The sequence below is a fragment of the Mycobacterium sp. NGS34 genome (assembly GCF_059812845.1).
In genome coordinates this window covers 1-16,767 of the sequence record NZ_JCALDM010000012.1, presented here as the reverse complement: position 1 = coordinate 16,767, position 16,767 = coordinate 1, and the positions used below count along the sequence as shown (strand labels likewise).

The window sequence follows — 16,767 nt, the reverse complement described above, 5'->3', positions numbered from 1 at the left end:
ATTCGGGCTTTCGCTCATGCCTTAACTCAGCGGGCATCACTAGATTCGAAAATATGTTCGATGTCCAGGCGTCCGACGCCGAGGTGGTAACCGCGATCACCGACGGCGCCCGCGCCGAGGCGGCCGCCGCGGCGCGCCGGCTGGCGGCGATCGCCGAGTTGGTGACCCGGCGTGCCGACGGCCCGACGGATCGCGCGCATTGGTCATGCGACAACTGGGATGCGATAGCCGCCGAAGTGGCCGCGGCGCAGGGCATTGGCCAGGCCATGGCATCGGGGCAGATGTATCTGGCGGTGGCGCTGCGCAACCGGCTGCCTAAGGTCGCGGCCCTGTTCGCCGAGGGCACCATCAGCGCGCGGCTGGCCTCGGCGATGGTGTGGCACAGCGACTGATCAAAGACCCCGACACGCTGCGGTTGGTCGATGAGGCGCTGGCCGCCGACGCCAAGCACTTCGGGCCGATGTCGGTGAGCAAGACCGCCCAGGCCATCGACGCCATCGTGGATCGCCACGACCCCGGGGCCCTGCGCCGCGCCCGCGCCGGCGCGCGCGGGCGCCATGTCACGATCAGCCCCGCGGACGAACATTCCGGAACCGCAGCCCTGTGGGGTTCGCTGCTGGCCAGCGACGCGGCCGTGTTGGAGCGCCAACTGACCCACATGGCCGGTCAGGTCTGCCGGGACGACCCCCGCACCCTCGACCAGCGCCGCGCCGACGCGCTGGGCGCCCTGGCCGCGGGGGGTCAATACCTCGCCTGCGGCTGCGGTGACACCGAGTGCCCTGCCGGTGGGGAGCTCGACGCGCGCGCCGCCGCGGTCGTCGTGCACGTTGTCGCCCACGAGGACACGTTGGAGGCCCGGCCCGACCCGCACACCTCAGGGGAGCGCGCGTCGCGGCCCATCACTCCCGAGATGACCCTGGCCGAGGCCCTGGCGCCCGATCCCGAACCCGACCTGCCGACCGCACCGCGACCCCCGGCCGCGCATCTGCTCGGCGGCGGCACGCTGCCCGCGTCGATGGTCGCCGAGCTGATCCGCGGCGGGGCCAAGGTCACGCCGGTGCGCATTCCCGCCGACGCCCCACCCGAACCGGGCTATCGGCCATCGGCCCAGCTGCAGCGATTCATCCGCTGCCGCGACATGACCTGTCGCTTCCCGGGCTGCGATCGGCCCGCCGAGTTCGCCGACATCGACCACACCATCCCCTATCCGCTGGGGCCCACCCATCCGTCCAACCTCAAATGCCTGTGCCGAAAACACCACCTGCTCAAGACGTTCTGGCCCGACTGGCGCGACCGGCAGTGGCCGGATGGCACCATCGTGTGGACCTCACCCGCCGGGCGGACGTACGTTACCCGGCCTGGCAGCCGGCTGCTGTTTCCCGCCCTATGCGTGCCCACCGGCGAATTGCCCAACGCCCCAACCACATACCCGCCCCGCGGCGAGCGCGGCATCATGATGCCCACCCGCCGCCGCACCCGCGAACAAGACCGCAGCCGTCGCATCGACGCCGAACGCGCGCTCAACGACGATCACGTCGCCGAACGCAACAAGCCCCCGCCGTTCTAGGCGGCGGCCAATGGGGTTGCGCTACTGCCAATCGACCGGCAGATCGCCGGCATGGTTGGGGCACACGTCAATCGTGGCGGCCTTGAGCACGTGTGCCGCGTCCAACGGCGGCATTTCGTGGGACAGCACCACGAAGGCGTACTGCCCCGCGTACGACGAGTACCCGTTGATCATCGCGCTGGCGTGATCGTCCATCAGCGCGCACGCCTCGCGTTCGCGGTTGGTGTCGGCGTGTGCAATGCCGGAGCCAAACCAGGCGGCCAGGCAGACGGTCGCCATGGCGGTGAGCAATTTATACTGGCGTGTGTGCAATTTCTCGAGAGGCATGTGGAGTTTTACCCAAGCATGCCTGGCATTAAACGGAATAAACGCGCCGAATATCTTTAAATAATTGTCGTGCGCGCCAATTCTGACGCATTTAAAACACGCGTCGAATAACCGCCTCAGCCCAATTCATACGACTCGCGCGACACCCGGAAGAAATGCCCCGTTCCGGCGTCGGTGCACGTCATCCCGGTGGGCTCACTGCTGCAGGTGATCGTGCCGAGCGATCTCGTCTGGCCGAAGCCGAGCGCCGGCCACGGCCCGGCCCCCGAACCGAGCGCCGAATAGGTGCACGTGACATAGGCCGCCTGGCCCTGATCGAGGCGAAAATCGCGACCCAGATCCGATCCGGGCGGACACGGCCCCCCATTCTTGTCCCGGCCCAAGCCCGGCGGGACCGGGTACGTGTGATCCCCGATCTGGCACATGGCTATCGGCTGCGGAGCGTCTTGGCCGTTGAGAATGCACCGAATGTTTCCCGACGCGGAAGCGAACTGCTGGTAATTGTCGTCGGCGCGCGCATCCGCCGCACCGAAAAGCAGGACCGCGGGAGCGGCGACCCCGATCGCCGCACCCAATGCCGAGATGGTGTTCATTCGACGCTCCTTTCTTTTTTCAACCGCGATCTCGCCGGGCAGCCGGCGACCCCGGCGCCCCGCTCGGCCACCAGATCATCCGGCGGGCAGCCTCTTTGGCGGAGTTTTGCACGCCGGCAATCATCGCATCACCGTGCCGCAACCGCGAAAGAGCGGCCCGCCGCCCGCAATGGTTATGTTCAGCGTGAAGCCAATTCGAAGAGTTGCAGCGGATTTTCAGCCGGATAGGCTTCTCCGGTGACACAAAAGCCGTCGTCCTATTTGGTGCTGGCTTCCCAGCGCAGCGGCAGCACGCTGCTCGTGGAATCACTGCGCGCGACCGGGGTGGCGGGCGAGCCGCAGGAGTTCTTCCAATACCTGCCGAGCACCAGCCAGGCCCCGCAGCCGCAGCAGTGGTTCGCCGACGTCGACGACGAGTCGATCCTGCGACTGCTCGATCCGTTGGACGTGGGGACGCCCGACCTCGCCACGGCCGAGATCTGGCGCGACTACATCCGCACGGTCGGGCGAACGCCCAACGGCGTGTGGGGCGGCAAGCTGATGTGGAACCAGACACCGCTGCTGTTGAACCGCGCGAAGGACCTGCCGCATCGGTCGGGCGACGGCCTGCGCGCCGCGATCCGCGACGTCGTCGGCGAGGAGCCGCTGCTGATCCATGTCCACCGCCCCGACGTGGTCTCGCAGGCGGTGTCGTTCTGGCGAGCGGTGCAGACGCGGGTGTGGCGGGGCCGGCCCGATCCCGTCCGCGACGCGCGCGCCACCTATCACGCCGGCGCGATCGCCCACGTCGTCCGCATGCTGCGCGCCCAGGAGGAGGGCTGGCGCACCTGGTTCGCCGAGGAAGACATCGAGCGGATGGAGGTGCCCTATCCGGTGTTGTGGCGCAACCTGACTCAGGTGGTCGCCAGCATCCTCGAGGCGCTGGGGCTCGACCCGCTGCTGGCGCCCCAGCCGGCCCTGGAACGCCAGGCCGACCAACGCTCCGACGAATGGGTGGAACGCTACCGCGCGGACGCCGAGCGAGAAGGGCTGCCCACCTAGATTCAGCGCGAGCCAATCACTTGGCCGGCGGCCACCGCCACGCCACCATTGCGCCGTGGGCCGGTTATCCGAAGATTGGTGGGCGACGCTGCTGGCGGGCGTGATCGTGGCGCTGGCGGTCGCCGGTGCGCTCCCGAAGATTCCGTGGTGATGGCGTGAGCACGGTAAGCCTTCGACCCGACGAAGCCGAGGACGAATCGACCGAGGCCGCCTTCACCAGCCGGCGCCTGCTCGACTACGTGCCCGGCATCCTGCTGCTGATCGGCGTGGGCCTGCTGGGCAAATACGCCCAGATCTGGTGGAACACGCTGGCCAAGCACCACCACTGGACCGTGCCCGACATCGAATATGTGTTGTGGGCCATCGTGATTGGCCTACTCATCACCAATACCGTTGGCCTGCACCGGATATTCCGCGCCGGCGTGTTGACCTACCAGTTCTGGCTCAAGGTCGGGATCGTGGCCCTGGGTTCGCGATTCGTGCTGGGCGACATCGCCAAGCTCGGCGCCACCAGTTTGGTACAGATCCTGGTCGACATGGCGATCGCCGGAACCATCATTCTCGTCGCCGCCCGCGCATTCGGGCTGTCGGGCAAGCTGGGCTCGCTGCTGGCGATCGGCACTTCCATCTGCGGCGTGTCCGCGATCGTGGCGGCCAAGGGCGCCATCCGCGCGCGCAACGCCGACGTCAGCTACGCGATCGCGGCGATCCTGGCGCTGGGCGCCGTCGGGCTGTTCGCGTTGCCGCCGCTGGGACACCTGATCGGCCTCACCAATTACGAGTTCGGCCTGTGGGCGGGGCTCGCCGTCGACAACACCGCCGAAACCACCGCCACGGGCTACCTGTTCTCCGAGCACGCCGGCAAGATCGCGGTGCTGGTCAAGTCCACCCGCAACGCGCTGATCGGCTTCGTCGTCCTGGGGTTCGCGCTGTATTGGTCCGCCCGCGGGCAGGCCGACGAGATCGCCCCCGGCGCCAAGGCCAAGGCCGCCTTCGTCTGGGAGAAGTTCCCGAAATTCGTGCTCGGCTTCCTGGCGGTGTCGGCGATCGCGACGGCGCACTGGCTGAGCAAGGGCCAGACCGCCAACCTGGCCAACGTGTCGAAGTGGGCGTTCCTGCTCACCTTCGCCGGGGTCGGGCTGACCACCGACATCCGCCAGATCGCGCGCACCGGGTGGCGCCCGCTCGTCGTCGCCGTCATCGGGCTGACCGTCGTCGCGTCTGTCTCCCTGGGGCTCGTCCTGCTCACCTCGCGCGTGTTGCATTGGGGCGTAACCACGTAGCGGAGGCAGACGGTAACCTGGCCCGCAATGTGGATCACCATCCTGGTGATGGCCTTCGCCGTCAGCCTCGAGCCCTTCCGGGTCGGCATGACGGTGCTGATGTTGAACCGGCCACGGCCGATGCTGCAGCTGCTGGCATTCCTGTGCGGCGGCTTCGCGATGGGCATGAGCGTGGGCCTGGTCGTCCTGTTCGTCCTGCGGCGCAGGCTGATGTGGTCGACGTACTTCACGCTGCCGAGGGTGCAGATCTGCATCGGTGTGCTGGCGCTGTTGGCGGCCGCCGCGCTGGCCGTGACGCGCAACCGCGTGGCCGTGCCGGCCAGGTTCACGACGCGCGCGCAGCGAGTGATGACCGGGCCTTCCCTATGGGTCGCGGGCGCGGCCGGCCTCGGAATCGCGCTGCCGTCGGTCGACTATCTGGCCGCGCTGGCCGTCATCCTGGCCTCCGGGGCCGCGGCCACCACCCAGATCGGCGCGCTGCTGATGTTCAACGCCGTGGCCTTCGCCCTGGTCGAGATTCCCCTACTCGTCTATCTACTGGCGCCCCGGGCGACCCGCGACTCGATGGCGGCGCTGCACGACTGGATCCGGTCGCGGCGCCGGATCGAGGTCACCGCCCTGCTGGCAGCGGTCGGGTGCGTCCTGCTCGCGGTCGGCCTGGCCGGAGCCTGAACACCGAAACCAGCACGGCCGCCGCCCGTTTCACGACCCGGCGGCCTTCGCGGGGTCCTCGACGACGTGATACGCGGGGTCGACCAACACCATCGGTTGGGTGCCGCTCTGCCGGGGCTTGCCGGTGATCCGCAGCAGCTGGCCGGGCTGGATGTCGGCGCCGCCGCGCCCATGCCGGAACGTCACGCAGATCTCGCCGCTGTTGTCGCCGACGACGACCCGCCGGACCGTGCGCCTGCGTTCGTTGATGTCCTGGACCTCGTTGACCCGCCCCTCGAAGGTGGCGCGCTGCCCGGGGATCAGGCCGCCGACCGTGATCACCGACGCCGACCGGTCGGGATGTTCGTAGGCCTCGACCTCTTGCTCCTCGTCCCTCGAAACCCACGCCTCGATCTTGTCGAGCTCGCGGGAGATTCGTTGCTCGAACCCCTCGGGGTACGCCTCCTTGATGCGGGACTCCACGTCGTACGGAACGATCGTCGCCGCGGCGTCCGGGATCAGGCTCACCGCGCGGGCCACCTTGTCCGCGGTGCGGTCGTGCAGCAGGCGCCCCAGGAACGGGGCGTAGGTCCGGCGCGGCAGCAGCACCGTCACGTTGGTGTTCTTGTGTTCGTCGCGCGCCTTGGCGACCAGCACCTGCGCGGCCCGGGTGACCCTGCGGTCCGGGCAGTCGACCACCCGCAGCGGGGTGTCGAGATCGAAGTCGTCCCAACGCTTTCGCAACGCCTTCGCATGGGCTTCGTCGACCATGAAATGCACCGCGACCAACTCGTCGGCCCGCAACCCCCGGCCGTAACGCAGCGCTTCGATGACCGCGAGGTCGAGCGAGTTCACGAAGACGAACACCTTGTGCCGGGCGTACTTCACCAACTCGGGCCGGTCGGTGCGGAACATCTCGAGAATGGCCGCCTCGGCGCGGTATTCGCGGTTCAGCCGCGTCAGCGCGAACACCAGCACCGGGAAGACCACGACCACCAGCCAGGCGCCCTCGGTGAACTTCGCCACCGCGAAGATTCCCACCACGATGGTCGACAGGATCCCCGCGGACAGGTTGATCGCGAGGCGCCGTCGCCACCCCGGCTCCCGATGGGTGAGGTGGTGTTTGGTCATCCCGTAGCCGGCCATCGAGAACCCGGTGAACACGCCGATCGCGTAGAACGGGACGAGCGCGGTGACCGAGCCGCCCGTCGCGAGCAGCAGCACCACCGAAAGCCCCGTCAGCGTGATGATGCCGTTCGAAAACACCAGGCGGTGACCGCGCGTCATCAGCTGACGCGGCAGGAAGCGGTCTTCGGCGACGAAGCTCGCCAGCGTGGGGAATCCGTTGAAGCTGGTGTTTCCGCCGGTAAACAGGATGGCCGCGGTTGACGCCTGCACGACAATGAACAGGACGTTGCCAATCGTGCCGTTGCCGAAGACCGCGCGGGCAACCTGCGACAGCACCGACGGATATCCGGCCTCGAACGGCGTTGCGTGGGTGACGAACGTCAAGTAGGCGACGCCGGCCAGCAAGAACCCGAGTATGCACGCCATGATGGTGAGCACCCGGCGGGCGTTGCGTCCCTGCGGTTTACGGAAGACGGTGACCGTGTTGGAGATCGCCTCGACCCCGGTCAGCGACGAACCGCCGTTGGCGAACGCGCGCAGCAACACCAGCACGGTCGCGCCCATCACCAGGCCGTCCCCCTGGTGAACCGGCACCGCCCCGGCGATGTGCTGCGCGTCGTAAGTCGGTAGCCCCCAGAAAATTTCGCGAACGACGCCGGTCACGATCGTCAGGCCGATCATGGCGACGAAGACATACGTCGCAACGGCAAAGGGCCGGCCCGCTTCCTTCAGCCCACGGAGATTCGCGTAGCACATGACGATCACCACGGCCACCGTGATCGCCAGGCTGTAGGGACCCAGCACCGGGATCGCCGAAACCACCGCCACCGTGCCCGCGGCCGTCTGCACCGCCACGGTGACCACGTAGTCGATCAACAGCGCGGCGGCGGCGACCTGCGCCACCCGGGGTCCGAAGTTCTCCCGTGCCACGATGTACGAGCCGCCCGCGCGGGTGTAGGCCATCACAACCTGGCGGTAGGACGCGGCCACCAAAGCCAGAATCACCAAAATCACGCCGTTGATGGGCAGCAACAAGGTAAACGCCGCGAGCCCCGCCGCCGGCAGCAGCTCGATCAGGATCTGTTCGCTGCCGTAGGCGGTGGACGAGATCGCGTCGGGTGCAAGCGCACCGAGCGCAACCCCGTTGGAAAGCTTCTCGTGTGTCAGCTTCTCGGTGATCAGCGGCTTCCCGAGAAAGACGCGCTTGGCGATGTCCCCGACCGACGTCGGGATCGGGACCTTGCCCGTCGAAGTTGTCACGACCTGCATTCTGCCGCCCGGCCCGTCCGCGCCGCGGGCGGACCGGCTAACTCAGCCGCTCGACCGCCGCGGCGATGCGCTCGTCGGTGGCGGTCAGCGCGACCCGCACATGCCGGGCGCCGCCCGGGCCGTAGAAGTCGCCGGGCGCCACCAGGATGCCGAGGGAGGCGAGCCAGGAGACGCTGTCCTGGCACGGCTCGCCGCGCGTGGCCCAGAGATAGAGGCCGGCCTCGGAATGGTCGACGGCGAAACCGGCCGAGCGCAGCGCGGGCAGGAGGGCGGCCCGCCGCCGTTCGTACCGCTCGCGCTGCTCACGCTCGTGGGCGTCGTCGTCGAGCGCGGCCACCATGGCGGCCTGCACCGGTGTCGGCACGATCATCCCGGCGTGTTTGCGCACCGCGAGCAGCTCGCCGACCAGCGCCGGGTCCCCGGCGACCAGGCCGGCCCGATAACCGGCCAGCGACGAGCTCTTCGATAGCGAGTGGATCGCGAGCAGCCCGGTATGGTCGCCGTCGCAGACCGAGGGATGCAGCACCGACAGGGGTTCGGCCTCCCAGCCCAGGCCCAGGTAGCACTCGTCGGAGGCGACCACCACCCCCCGCTCGCGCGCCCATCCGACGACCTTGCGCAGGTGGTCCACCCCCAGCACCCGCCCGGTTGGGTTGCTCGGCGAGTTCAGATAGAACAACGCGGGGGATTGCGGGCCGACCTGGGTCAGCGAATCCGCGCGCAGCACCGGCGCGCCGGCCAGCCGCGCGCCCACGTCATACGTCGGATAGGCCAGCTCCGGCACCACGATCAGGTCCGCGGGGCCCAGGCCGAGCAGCGTCGGCAGCCACGCGATCAGCTCCTTGCTGCCGATCACCGGCAGCACGGCCGCCTCGGTCAGCCCGGTGATGCCGAAACGGCGGGCCAGCGCGGCCACCGCCGATTCGCGCAGCCGCGCGGTGCCGGCGGTCGCGGGGTATCCCGGGGCGGAACTGGCCGCGGCCAGCGCCTCTCGGATCAGCGGCGCGACCGGGTCGACCGGGGTGCCGACGGACAGGTCGACGATCCCGTCCGGATGGGCCGCGGCCCGCGCTTTGGCGTCGGCCAGCGTGTCCCAGGGAAACTCCGGCAGCGACGCCGACACTCGCTCGCTCAGTCGCCTTCGCCCTGGGGCGGCAGGTCCTTGACGACTTGCGGGTCGTTCTCGGTCATGCCGACCTTCGCGGCACCGCCCGGCGACCCCAGCTCGGCAAAGAAGTCGGCGTTGATCTGCGTGTACTGGCTCCACTGTTCGGGCACGTCGTCTTCGTAATAGATCGCTTCGACGGGGCAGACCGGCTCACAGGCCCCGCAGTCGACGCACTCGTCGGGGTGGATGTACAGCATCCGGGCACCCTCGTAGATGCAGTCGACCGGGCACTCCTCGATGCATGCCTTGTCCTTGATGTCGACGCAGGGCTCGGCGATCGTGTACGTCACAGACATCTCCTCCATGTACTGCGTGTGGGCTGCAGTTCGGCTCGCCACGGCGCTCCGGCCGCGACAGCGCAAGCATTCGGTTACTGATACTAGACGTTGCACATACACGTCAACCACCCGGCACGGGTGCGCCGGGGCGGGTGGCATTTCACCGTGGGCGAACAGCCAAACAAAACGCCCTGACCTGCGCATAGTTACGATTAGAAGATCCTGTGCGATAACGGTTGCGATAGATGAATGCTCACGGAGCCTGGTAGCCTCGTCCGCAGACGGCAACCGTTGGGCAGATGTCGTCGCCGTCAATCGACGGTGCATTGAAATTGGGGAAGGTGTCCACAGATGGTGAAGCTGTCGTTGACCAAATTGGCTGCTGCCGCAGGGGGCGTTGCTTTTGCGTTGACCGCCGGCGCCGGGATCGCGTCCGCCGATCCGCTGGATCCGGTCGTGAACACGACCTGCAACTACGGACAGGTGATGGCCGCGCTGAACGCGACCGACCCGGCGGCTGCCGCGCAGCTGACCGCATCGCCGGTCGCCACGTCCTACCTGCGCCAGTTCCTGGCCTCGCCGCCGCCGAAGCGGTTGGCGATGGCCCAGCAGATCCAGGCCATGCCGCAGGCCGCGCCGTACTTCAACGACGTGTTGTCGGTGGCCGGGAGCTGCAACAACTACTGAGCGTTCAGTAGCCGCTGAGCAGTCGGCGCACCTGGCCCAGCAGTTCGGGCCCGGCGTCGCTGCAAATCCGCGAGGGGTTTGCGGGTCGGCGACCCCAAAGCAGTAAAACCCTTGCGGCGGAATCGGTTTCGAGAGTGGCCGGGCCTTCGGGCCCGGCCATTCCGATTGAGGTCCGTTCCGCGTCCGCGCTGATCAGCACGTCGTCGCTGCCGAAGACCCGCAACCGCGCCTCGATGCGCTCGCCGGGCCCCAGCGACTTGGCGCCCTTGGCGAGCAGTGGCCGTCCCACCGCGACGACGCTGTGCGTCGTCATCCAGGGTTCGGCGAGCCGGGCCTGGGCCGCCGCGTCATCACCGGTGACGTCCCAGCCGTGCAGGACGAGTTCCTCGCGCATGTGCTCGGCGAACCAGGGCACCTTCATGGTGCGCCCGGTCCAGGCCACGTCGGTGTCGGCCGGGACGCTTTCGGCCGCGGCCGCGACCTCGTTCAGGGTGGCCATCCGGTCGTGCAGCGCGTCCCAGAGGTCCGCGTCGGCCATGGCGCGCAGCGGAGCCTCTCGTTCCTCGAAGCCGCGCGTGCCGACCGGTTCGCCCTCCAGATGCGCCGCCAGCACCCGGGCGAGCTCCTCGGCGTTTCCGGCTTGATGGATGACGATGTCGCGCACCGTCCATGCCTCGCACCAGGTGCCGGCCTCGGGTGGGCGCTGCTGCACGGCGTCCACAAAGGGACGCCATTCGGGGAATCGGTCGTCGTCTATGTGTCGCTTCACGGCGCGTGGGGTACCCTCGGCCGCCGAAAATTAAGCCGATTACGCGGCCAGCGGGGCGTACGTCGTGGTGCGCTGGCGCGCCGGGCGGCCGATGCCCTCGGCGATCGCGGCCAGCTCCGCGGCGGTCTTCGACGACCCGTGTTCGGACCCGGCCATCCGCGAGATGGTCTCCTCCATCAGCGTGCCGCCCAGGTCGTTGGCGCCGCCGTTGAGCATCACCCGGGTGCGCTCGACGCCGAGCTTGACCCAGCTGGTCTGAATGTGGGAAATGCGGCCGTGCAACATGATCCGCGCCAGCGCATGCACGGCCCGGTTGTCCCGATGGGTGGGCCCCGGGCGCGCCGCGCCGGCCAGGTACAGCGGCGAGTTCTGGTGCACGAAGGGCAGCGGCACGAACTCGGTGAAGCCGCCGGTGCGGTCCTGGATGTCGCGCAGCACGTTGAGGTGGCCCACCCAGTGCCGCGGGGTGTCGACGTGGCCGTACATCATCGTCGAGCTCGACCGCAGGCCCACCTCGTGCGCGGTGCTGACGATCTCGATCCACATCGAGGTCGGCAGCTTGCCCTTGGTGAGCACCCAGCGCACCTCGTCGTCCAGAATCTCCGCGGCGGTGCCGGGGATGGTGTCCAGGCCGGACTCGCGCAGGCTGATCAACCACTCGCGAATGCTCAACCCGCTCTTGGTCACCCCGTTGGCGATCTCCATCGGGGAAAACGCGTGCACGTGCATCGACGGCACCCGGGCCTTGACGGCGCGCACCAGCTCGGCGTACCCGGTCACCGGCAACTCGGGGTCGATCCCGCCCTGCATGCACACCTCGGTGGCGCCCTCGACGTGCGCCTCCCACGCGCGGTCGGCCACCTCCTCGGTGGACAGCGAGTACGCGTCGGCGTCGCCCTTGCGCTGCGCGAACGCGCAGAAGCGGCACCCGGTGTAGCAGATGTTGGTGAAGTTGATGTTGCGGTTCACCACGAAGGTCACGTCGTCGCCGACGGCGTCGCGTCGCAGCGAATCCGCCAGCGCGGCAACCGCTTCCAGCGCCGGTCCCTCGGCGGTCGCCAATGCCAGGTACTCGTCGTCGGTGCAACCGGCGGGGTCGCGTTCGGCCGAACGCAAGGCGGCGAGCACGTCGGTGTCCAGGCGTTCCGGGGCGCGCGCCGCCAGCTCACCCACGTGCGCGCGGATTGACTCCCAATCACCGAACGCGCTGTCGAGGTCGCTGCGGGCCGCGGTGTTGCGGCCTTCGGTGTCGATCGCCGCGTTCAGGTCGACCCGGCCGGCCGACTCCACGTCGTCGGGCTCCTGCCAGGGCATGCCCACCGGGTTGACGTCGCGGGCCAGGCCGGTCGCCGGATCGGCCAGCGCCAGCACGTGTCCCCGCACCCGCGGGTCGATCCACGCCGCGCCGGCCTGGACGTACTTGGGTTGCGCGGTCAGCCGCTGCACCAGGTCGTATCCGCCCTCGGCGGTGACGGCGGCCAGCTCGTCCAGCGCGGGCCACGGCCGTTCCGGGTTGACGTGGTCGGGCGTCAACGGCGAGACGCCGCCCCAGTCGTCCACCCCGGCGCGGATCAGGGCCAGGCACTCGTCGCGCGACACCAGGTTGGGCGGCGCCTGGATGCGCATGCCCGGGCCGAGCACCAGACGCGCGACCGCCACCGTCGCCAGGTAGTCCTCGATCCCGGCGTCGGGGTACGCCGCCATCGCGGTGTGTTCCTTGGCCCGGAAGTTCTGCACGATCACTTCCTGGACATGCCCGAACTCCTTGTGCGACTTGCGAATCGCATGCAGGGTGTCGGCGCGTTCGGCCAGCGTCTCGCCGATGCCGACCAGCAGCCCGGTGGTGAACGGAATCGACAACCGGCCCGCGTCGGTGAGGGTGCGCAGCCGGACCGCCGGGTCCTTGTCCGGGCTGCCATAGTGCGCAAGCCCTTTCGTTTCGAAGAGCCGCCGCGACGTCGTCTCGAGCATCATGCCCATCGACGGGGCCACCGGCTTGAGCCGCGACATCTCCGACCAGCTCATCACGCCGGGGTTCAGGTGCGGCAACAGCCCGGTCTCCTCCAGCACCCGGATCGCCATCGCCCGCACGTAGGACAGCGTCGAGTCGTAACCGCGTTCGGCGAGCCAGTCCTGCGCCTCCGGCCACCGGTCCTCCGGCCGGTCGCCGAGGGTGAATAGCGCCTCCTTGCAACCGAGTTCGGCCCCGCGGCGGGCAAGGTCGAGTATCTCGTCCGGCTCCAGGTACATGCCGGCGCCTTGCGCGCGCAGCTTGCCGGGGACGGTGACGAACGTGCAGTAATGGCAGCTGTCGCGGCACAGGTGGGTGACGGGCACGAACACCTTGCGCGAATAGCTGATCGGCAGCCGCCCGCCCGCGCCGCGCCGGCCCGCCGACTCGAGGCCCGCGTCGCGCACCCGCGCCGCGCTCGCGCACAGATCGGCGAGATCCTCGCCGCGCGCCGTCATGGCGACGGCCGCCTCTTCGACGTTGAGAGCGACGCCGTCCCGGGCCCGCCGCAGGACGCGCCGCAACGCCGACGCGCTGGCCTTGGGCGGAACGACAGGGCTAGGCAGAGCGCTGGGCGCCGGATGCTCCGGTGTCAGTGGCACGTTGGTGTAACTTCCCCACGATCGAATTTCATCCGCCCGGCCCAGCCTGTGCAGCTCTGGGCGGCGGTGCCATACGCGCAACAGTAGCGCCAGGCTCCCGCCGGTCTGCGGTCACATCCCGGCCTCGCGGCCACGCCCGGGGCCGCAACTTAAGTGTTTGGCAAACTTGCCCGCCAGCCAGCGGCGATCGAGATAGCATCCGTCCTATCCAGGGAGGTACCGAATGTCGTTCCTATTCGCGGCCCCGGAGGCGCTGGCGGCAGCGGCTTCGGATTTGGCTGGCATTGGTTCGACGATCAACAGCGCCAGCGCGGCGGCGGCGGCCCCGACCGCCGCGGTGGCGGCCTCGGCGGCCGACGCCGTGTCGGCCCAGGTAGCGGCCTTCCTGTCCGAGCACGGGCTGGGCTATCAGCAGTTCAGCGCGCAAATCGCGCAGTTCCATGAGCAGTTTGTCCAGAGTTTGAGCTCCGGCGCGAACGCGTTCGCGGCGGCCGAGTCCAGTGCGGCGCAGAACCTCGCCAGCGCCGCGGCGCCGGCCGCGGCGCTGCCCGGCGCCGCGCAGAACCTCGCCAGCGCGGTGAACGCGCCCGCCGCGACGCTGCTCGGCGGCGGGGGCGGCGGCGTCGCGGGCGCGATCGGCGGCGCCGTGTCCAACGCGGTGAGCCGCGTCGAGAGCGCCGTGGCCGGCTCCACTCTCCTGGGCGGCGCACCGCTGGCGGGCGGCGGCGGTGTCGCGGGCATGGTCCGCGGCCTGTCCGGCGCGGTCAGCCAGGTCGAGAGCGCCGTGGCCGGCTCCAATCTCCTGGGCGGCGCCGGGCTGCTGGGGGCCGGCTTCCCGGGTGGTCTTTCGGCGCTCGCCAGCGAGGCGGGCGCGCTGGTGCCGACCGGCGGGATCCGCGCCCTGACCGCGGCCAGCGCGCTCGTCACCCCGGCCGCCATGACCAACGCCTCGGTCGTACCGGCGGCAACCGGGTCGATCGGCGACGCCATCAAGGCCGGGTACCTGCTCGTCGAGCCGTACGTGCAGTACGGCTTCGACCTCGCCGCCTACGCGGTCGGCTACCTGCCCTATGTCGGCTGGCTGGCCCCGCAGATCTACTTCTTCTACGACCTTTTCGAGCCCATGGTGCAGGCCGGGCTGTTCAACACCATCGACTGGCTGCAGGGCAGCATCAGCTTCGCGCAAGGGCTTGCCAACTTCTGGGACGCCACCACGGCGTCGATCAACCAGTTCATCAACAGCGAGGTCTACTGGGCGCTCAGCTTCCTCCCGCCGCTGCCGCCGCTGCCGCCCTTCTTCCCGTAACCGGCTCCGTCAGCCGCGCTGGCCGCGCCGCCACAACACCCAGACCGGGGGCGCGACACCCAGCGCGATCAGGACCAGGGCCCCGTACGCCATCAGCCCCCGGCCGCCCAGGATCACGTCGTCGCCGGGACCGCCCATGCTCATCACGGCGACCGTCAGCAGCCACGTCCACAACGGCAGCGCGGCCACCCGCGCGGAGCGGGTCCACAGGCCGGCCGCCCACACCAACGCCCCGTTGACGAGCCCACTGACCAGTGCGCTGACGGGGAACGGAATCGCACCTATATAGGAAGGAAGCAGCAGCGCGCCGGCCAGGGCCGAGAGAATCCCGTCTACGGCCAGCAGCGCCAAAACGACGAAACGAATCGCGGGATCCGTCGCGCCGCCATCCTGGACGGACGCGGCGCGCGGCTTGGTTTCGGTCAGGTCGGGACGCTGTCGACGTTGGAGAGTATCGAGCCGATGACCCACTGCAGGCTGTCGAGCCGGTCCTGCCAGTGCTGCATATTAGGGTCCAGGTCGGGGTCCATTCGAATTCCTTCCGTGGCTGCCTGTTTGGCAGCCTACCGCGTCGCGGCGGCGGTCAAACCGAGTCCCGCGAGCAGATCCGTCTCCCAGCCGCGCGCGTCGCGCTCCCCCGCCGAACCGGCCACCAGGACGTAATGCTCGTCGGCGAGGATGGGCAGCGCCAGGTTGTTCGACAGCGCGAGGGCCCGCCCCGTCGGGCCGACGACGAGCTGGGTTTCGTGCGCGGCGAGGGCGGCGATCTTCGCCGCGAGCGCCTCCGGGGCGGCCCGCACGACGGCGTCGATGTCGGAGTCCGCGTAGCCGAAGTCGAACTCGTCCTGCGGCGGGACCACCCAGTCGGGCAGCAGGTCGTCGCGATCCAGCTCCCCCCAACCCGCCTGGAACGCGCTGGTGGCCAGGACCGTCCAGTAGAACTTCGGCACCGCCCAGGGCCGCCCCGGGTAATCGTCGGTGGGGGCGGCGGCGACCGCGGCCGTGGTGATCGCGTGGGCGTGGATGTGGTCGGGGTGCCCGTAACCGCCGTTGGGGTCGTAGGTCACGACGACGTGGGGGCGCTGCTCGCGGATGATGTCGACCAGCGCGCCGACGGCCTCGCGCCCGTCGGCGTCGATGAACCGCTGGCGGCCCCGGCTCGGGGTGCCCTCCATGCCGGAGTCACGCCAGCGGCCCGCTCCCCCGAGGTAGCGGGGCGCGTCGACGCCCAGCGCCCGCAAGGCGGCCGTGAGCTCGCCGATGCGGTAGCCGCCGAGCTGGTCCGCGCGGTCGACGGCGAGTTCGGCCCACCGGTCGCCGATCACCTCGCCCTCCTCGCCGAGCGTGCAGGTGACGACGCGCACCTCCGCCCCGCGGGCGGTGTAGTGGGCGATGGTGGCGCCGTTGGCGAGGCTCTCGTCGTCGGGATGCGCGTGGACGAACAGCAGCCGTGGAGTCTCGGGCATGGAGGCACCCTACCTCCGCGTGGCCGACCCGCAGCGAATAGGAACGCGGGCGGCTACTATCGAGAAATGCCGCAGCTAACCGAGGACCGGAGCAGCACCCGGCGCCGCCGACGTGGCGAGGTGCTCGAACGTGCGCTCTACGAGGCGACGCTGGCGGAGTTGGCCGAAGTCGGCTATGGCGGGCTGACGATGGAAGGCATCGCGGCGCGCGCGCACACCGGCAAGGCGGCGCTGTACCGGCGCTGGTGCAGCAAGCACGATTTGGTGCACGCCACGCTGGTCTACGCGCTACCGCCGGTGCCCGAGCTGCGCCCAGGCCGGTCGCCCAGGGAGAACCTGCTGACGATGTTCACCGCGCACCGCGACATGCTGGCCGGCAAGACCACGTTCCCCGGCCTCTACGTGGTCCAGCAGCTGCTGCACGAACCGGAGATGCGCGCCATCTTCGCCGACGCCGTGGTCGCACCTCGCCTCAAGATCGTCGAATCGATCCTGCAGGCCGCCGTCGAGTGCGGTGACCTGGATCCGGCCACGATCACGCCGCTGACCGCGCGGGTCGGACCGGCGTTGCTCAACCACCACTTCCTGCTCACCGGCGAGCCGCCGAACCGGCGGGAACTG

General features: G+C 69.5%; 17 protein-coding genes. 8 read left to right on the top strand and 9 right to left on the bottom strand.

Annotation, left to right across the window (positions count from 1 at the left end; translation table 11 throughout):
- Positions 1-53: 53 nt before the first annotated feature.
- Together AC5Y7V_RS24100 and AC5Y7V_RS24095 are read left to right on the top strand one after the other, a co-directional pair.
- Entirely contained in the window at positions 54-392 is a 339-nt protein-coding gene (locus tag AC5Y7V_RS24100; RefSeq protein WP_499882552.1) for a DUF222 domain-containing protein, read from the top strand.
- Positions 377-1,567, top strand: a complete 1,191-nt coding sequence (locus tag AC5Y7V_RS24095; RefSeq protein ID WP_499882551.1) for an HNH endonuclease signature motif containing protein — start codon at positions 377-379, stop codon at positions 1,565-1,567. Before AC5Y7V_RS24100 ends, AC5Y7V_RS24095 begins: the two co-directional genes overlap by 16 nt.
- Positions 1,568-1,588: 21 nt before the next feature.
- On the opposite strand, the gene AC5Y7V_RS24090 is transcribed toward AC5Y7V_RS24095, so the two are convergent.
- Together AC5Y7V_RS24090 and AC5Y7V_RS24085 are read right to left on the bottom strand one after the other, a co-directional pair.
- Positions 1,589-1,846 carry a hypothetical protein gene (locus AC5Y7V_RS24090; RefSeq protein WP_499882550.1) on the bottom strand — a complete coding sequence of 86 codons (258 nt, stop codon included), beginning with the start codon at positions 1,844-1,846 and terminating at the stop codon, positions 1,589-1,591.
- Positions 1,847-2,010: 164 nt separating this feature from the next.
- Positions 2,011-2,487, bottom strand: coding sequence for a hypothetical protein (locus AC5Y7V_RS24085; RefSeq protein ID WP_499882549.1), 477 nt, complete (start codon positions 2,485-2,487; stop codon positions 2,011-2,013).
- Positions 2,488-2,724: 237 nt separating this feature from the next.
- On the opposite strand from AC5Y7V_RS24085, the gene stf0 reads away from it, so the two are divergent.
- From stf0 to AC5Y7V_RS24070, 3 genes are all read left to right on the top strand, one after another.
- Positions 2,725-3,528, top strand: a complete 804-nt coding sequence (stf0, locus tag AC5Y7V_RS24080) for a trehalose 2-sulfotransferase (RefSeq protein WP_499882548.1) — start codon at positions 2,725-2,727, stop codon at positions 3,526-3,528.
- 155 nt (positions 3,529-3,683) lie between these two features.
- Positions 3,684-4,811: a YeiH family protein gene (locus AC5Y7V_RS24075; RefSeq protein ID WP_499882547.1), complete on the top strand. Its 1,128-nt coding sequence runs from the start codon at positions 3,684-3,686 to the stop codon at positions 4,809-4,811.
- Between the two features lie 27 nt (positions 4,812-4,838).
- Positions 4,839-5,483, top strand: coding sequence for a GAP family protein (locus AC5Y7V_RS24070; protein ID WP_499882546.1), 645 nt, complete (start codon positions 4,839-4,841; stop codon positions 5,481-5,483).
- A 30-nt stretch (positions 5,484-5,513) separates the two neighbouring features.
- Here AC5Y7V_RS24070 and AC5Y7V_RS24065 read toward each other — a convergent pair whose 3' ends face one another.
- The 3 genes from AC5Y7V_RS24065 to fdxA are packed head-to-tail and all read right to left on the bottom strand — an operon-like array spanning position 5,514 to position 9,317.
- Positions 5,514-7,850 carry an APC family permease gene (locus AC5Y7V_RS24065; protein ID WP_499882545.1) on the bottom strand — a complete coding sequence of 779 codons (2,337 nt, stop codon included), beginning with the start codon at positions 7,848-7,850 and terminating at the stop codon, positions 5,514-5,516.
- A gap of 46 nt (positions 7,851-7,896) precedes the next feature.
- Positions 7,897-8,982 carry a succinyldiaminopimelate transaminase gene (dapC, locus tag AC5Y7V_RS24060; RefSeq protein ID WP_499882544.1) on the bottom strand — a complete coding sequence of 362 codons (1,086 nt, stop codon included), beginning with the start codon at positions 8,980-8,982 and terminating at the stop codon, positions 7,897-7,899.
- Between the two features lie 8 nt (positions 8,983-8,990).
- Positions 8,991-9,317, bottom strand: a complete 327-nt coding sequence (gene fdxA, locus AC5Y7V_RS24055; RefSeq protein WP_067151133.1) for a ferredoxin — start codon at positions 9,315-9,317, stop codon at positions 8,991-8,993.
- Between the two features lie 342 nt (positions 9,318-9,659).
- On the opposite strand from fdxA, the gene AC5Y7V_RS24050 reads away from it, so the two are divergent.
- Positions 9,660-9,992 (top strand): hemophore-related protein, encoded by a 333-nt coding sequence (locus tag AC5Y7V_RS24050; protein ID WP_499882638.1) that lies wholly within the window; start codon positions 9,660-9,662, stop codon positions 9,990-9,992.
- A 4-nt stretch (positions 9,993-9,996) separates the two neighbouring features.
- On the opposite strand, the gene AC5Y7V_RS24045 is transcribed toward AC5Y7V_RS24050, so the two are convergent.
- A complete protein-coding gene (locus AC5Y7V_RS24045) occupies positions 9,997-10,761 on the bottom strand; it encodes a maleylpyruvate isomerase N-terminal domain-containing protein (protein ID WP_499882543.1) in 765 nt (254 codons plus the stop codon).
- 39 nt (positions 10,762-10,800) lie between these two features.
- Positions 10,801-13,368, bottom strand: a complete 2,568-nt coding sequence (locus AC5Y7V_RS24040) for a bifunctional FO biosynthesis protein CofGH (RefSeq protein ID WP_499882637.1) — start codon at positions 13,366-13,368, stop codon at positions 10,801-10,803.
- A 229-nt stretch (positions 13,369-13,597) separates the two neighbouring features.
- Here AC5Y7V_RS24040 and AC5Y7V_RS24035 point away from each other — a divergent pair, with 229 nt between their 5' ends.
- On the top strand, positions 13,598-14,680 hold the full coding sequence (locus tag AC5Y7V_RS24035; protein ID WP_499882542.1) for a PE domain-containing protein: 1,083 nt from the start codon (positions 13,598-13,600) through the stop codon (positions 14,678-14,680).
- Between the two features lie 9 nt (positions 14,681-14,689).
- Here the strand turns inward: AC5Y7V_RS24035 and AC5Y7V_RS24030 are convergent, their stop codons facing one another.
- Together AC5Y7V_RS24030 and mshB are read right to left on the bottom strand one after the other, a co-directional pair.
- On the bottom strand, positions 14,690-15,151 hold the full coding sequence (locus tag AC5Y7V_RS24030; protein ID WP_499882541.1) for a hypothetical protein: 462 nt from the start codon (positions 15,149-15,151) through the stop codon (positions 14,690-14,692).
- Positions 15,152-15,243: 92 nt separating this feature from the next.
- On the bottom strand, positions 15,244-16,146 hold the full coding sequence (mshB, locus tag AC5Y7V_RS24025; RefSeq protein ID WP_499882540.1) for an N-acetyl-1-D-myo-inositol-2-amino-2-deoxy-alpha-D-glucopyranoside deacetylase: 903 nt from the start codon (positions 16,144-16,146) through the stop codon (positions 15,244-15,246).
- 66 nt (positions 16,147-16,212) lie between these two features.
- Between mshB and AC5Y7V_RS24020 the strand changes: the two genes are divergently transcribed.
- On the top strand, positions 16,213-16,767 hold a 555-nt coding region (locus AC5Y7V_RS24020; protein ID WP_499882539.1), incomplete at its 3' end, for a TetR/AcrR family transcriptional regulator.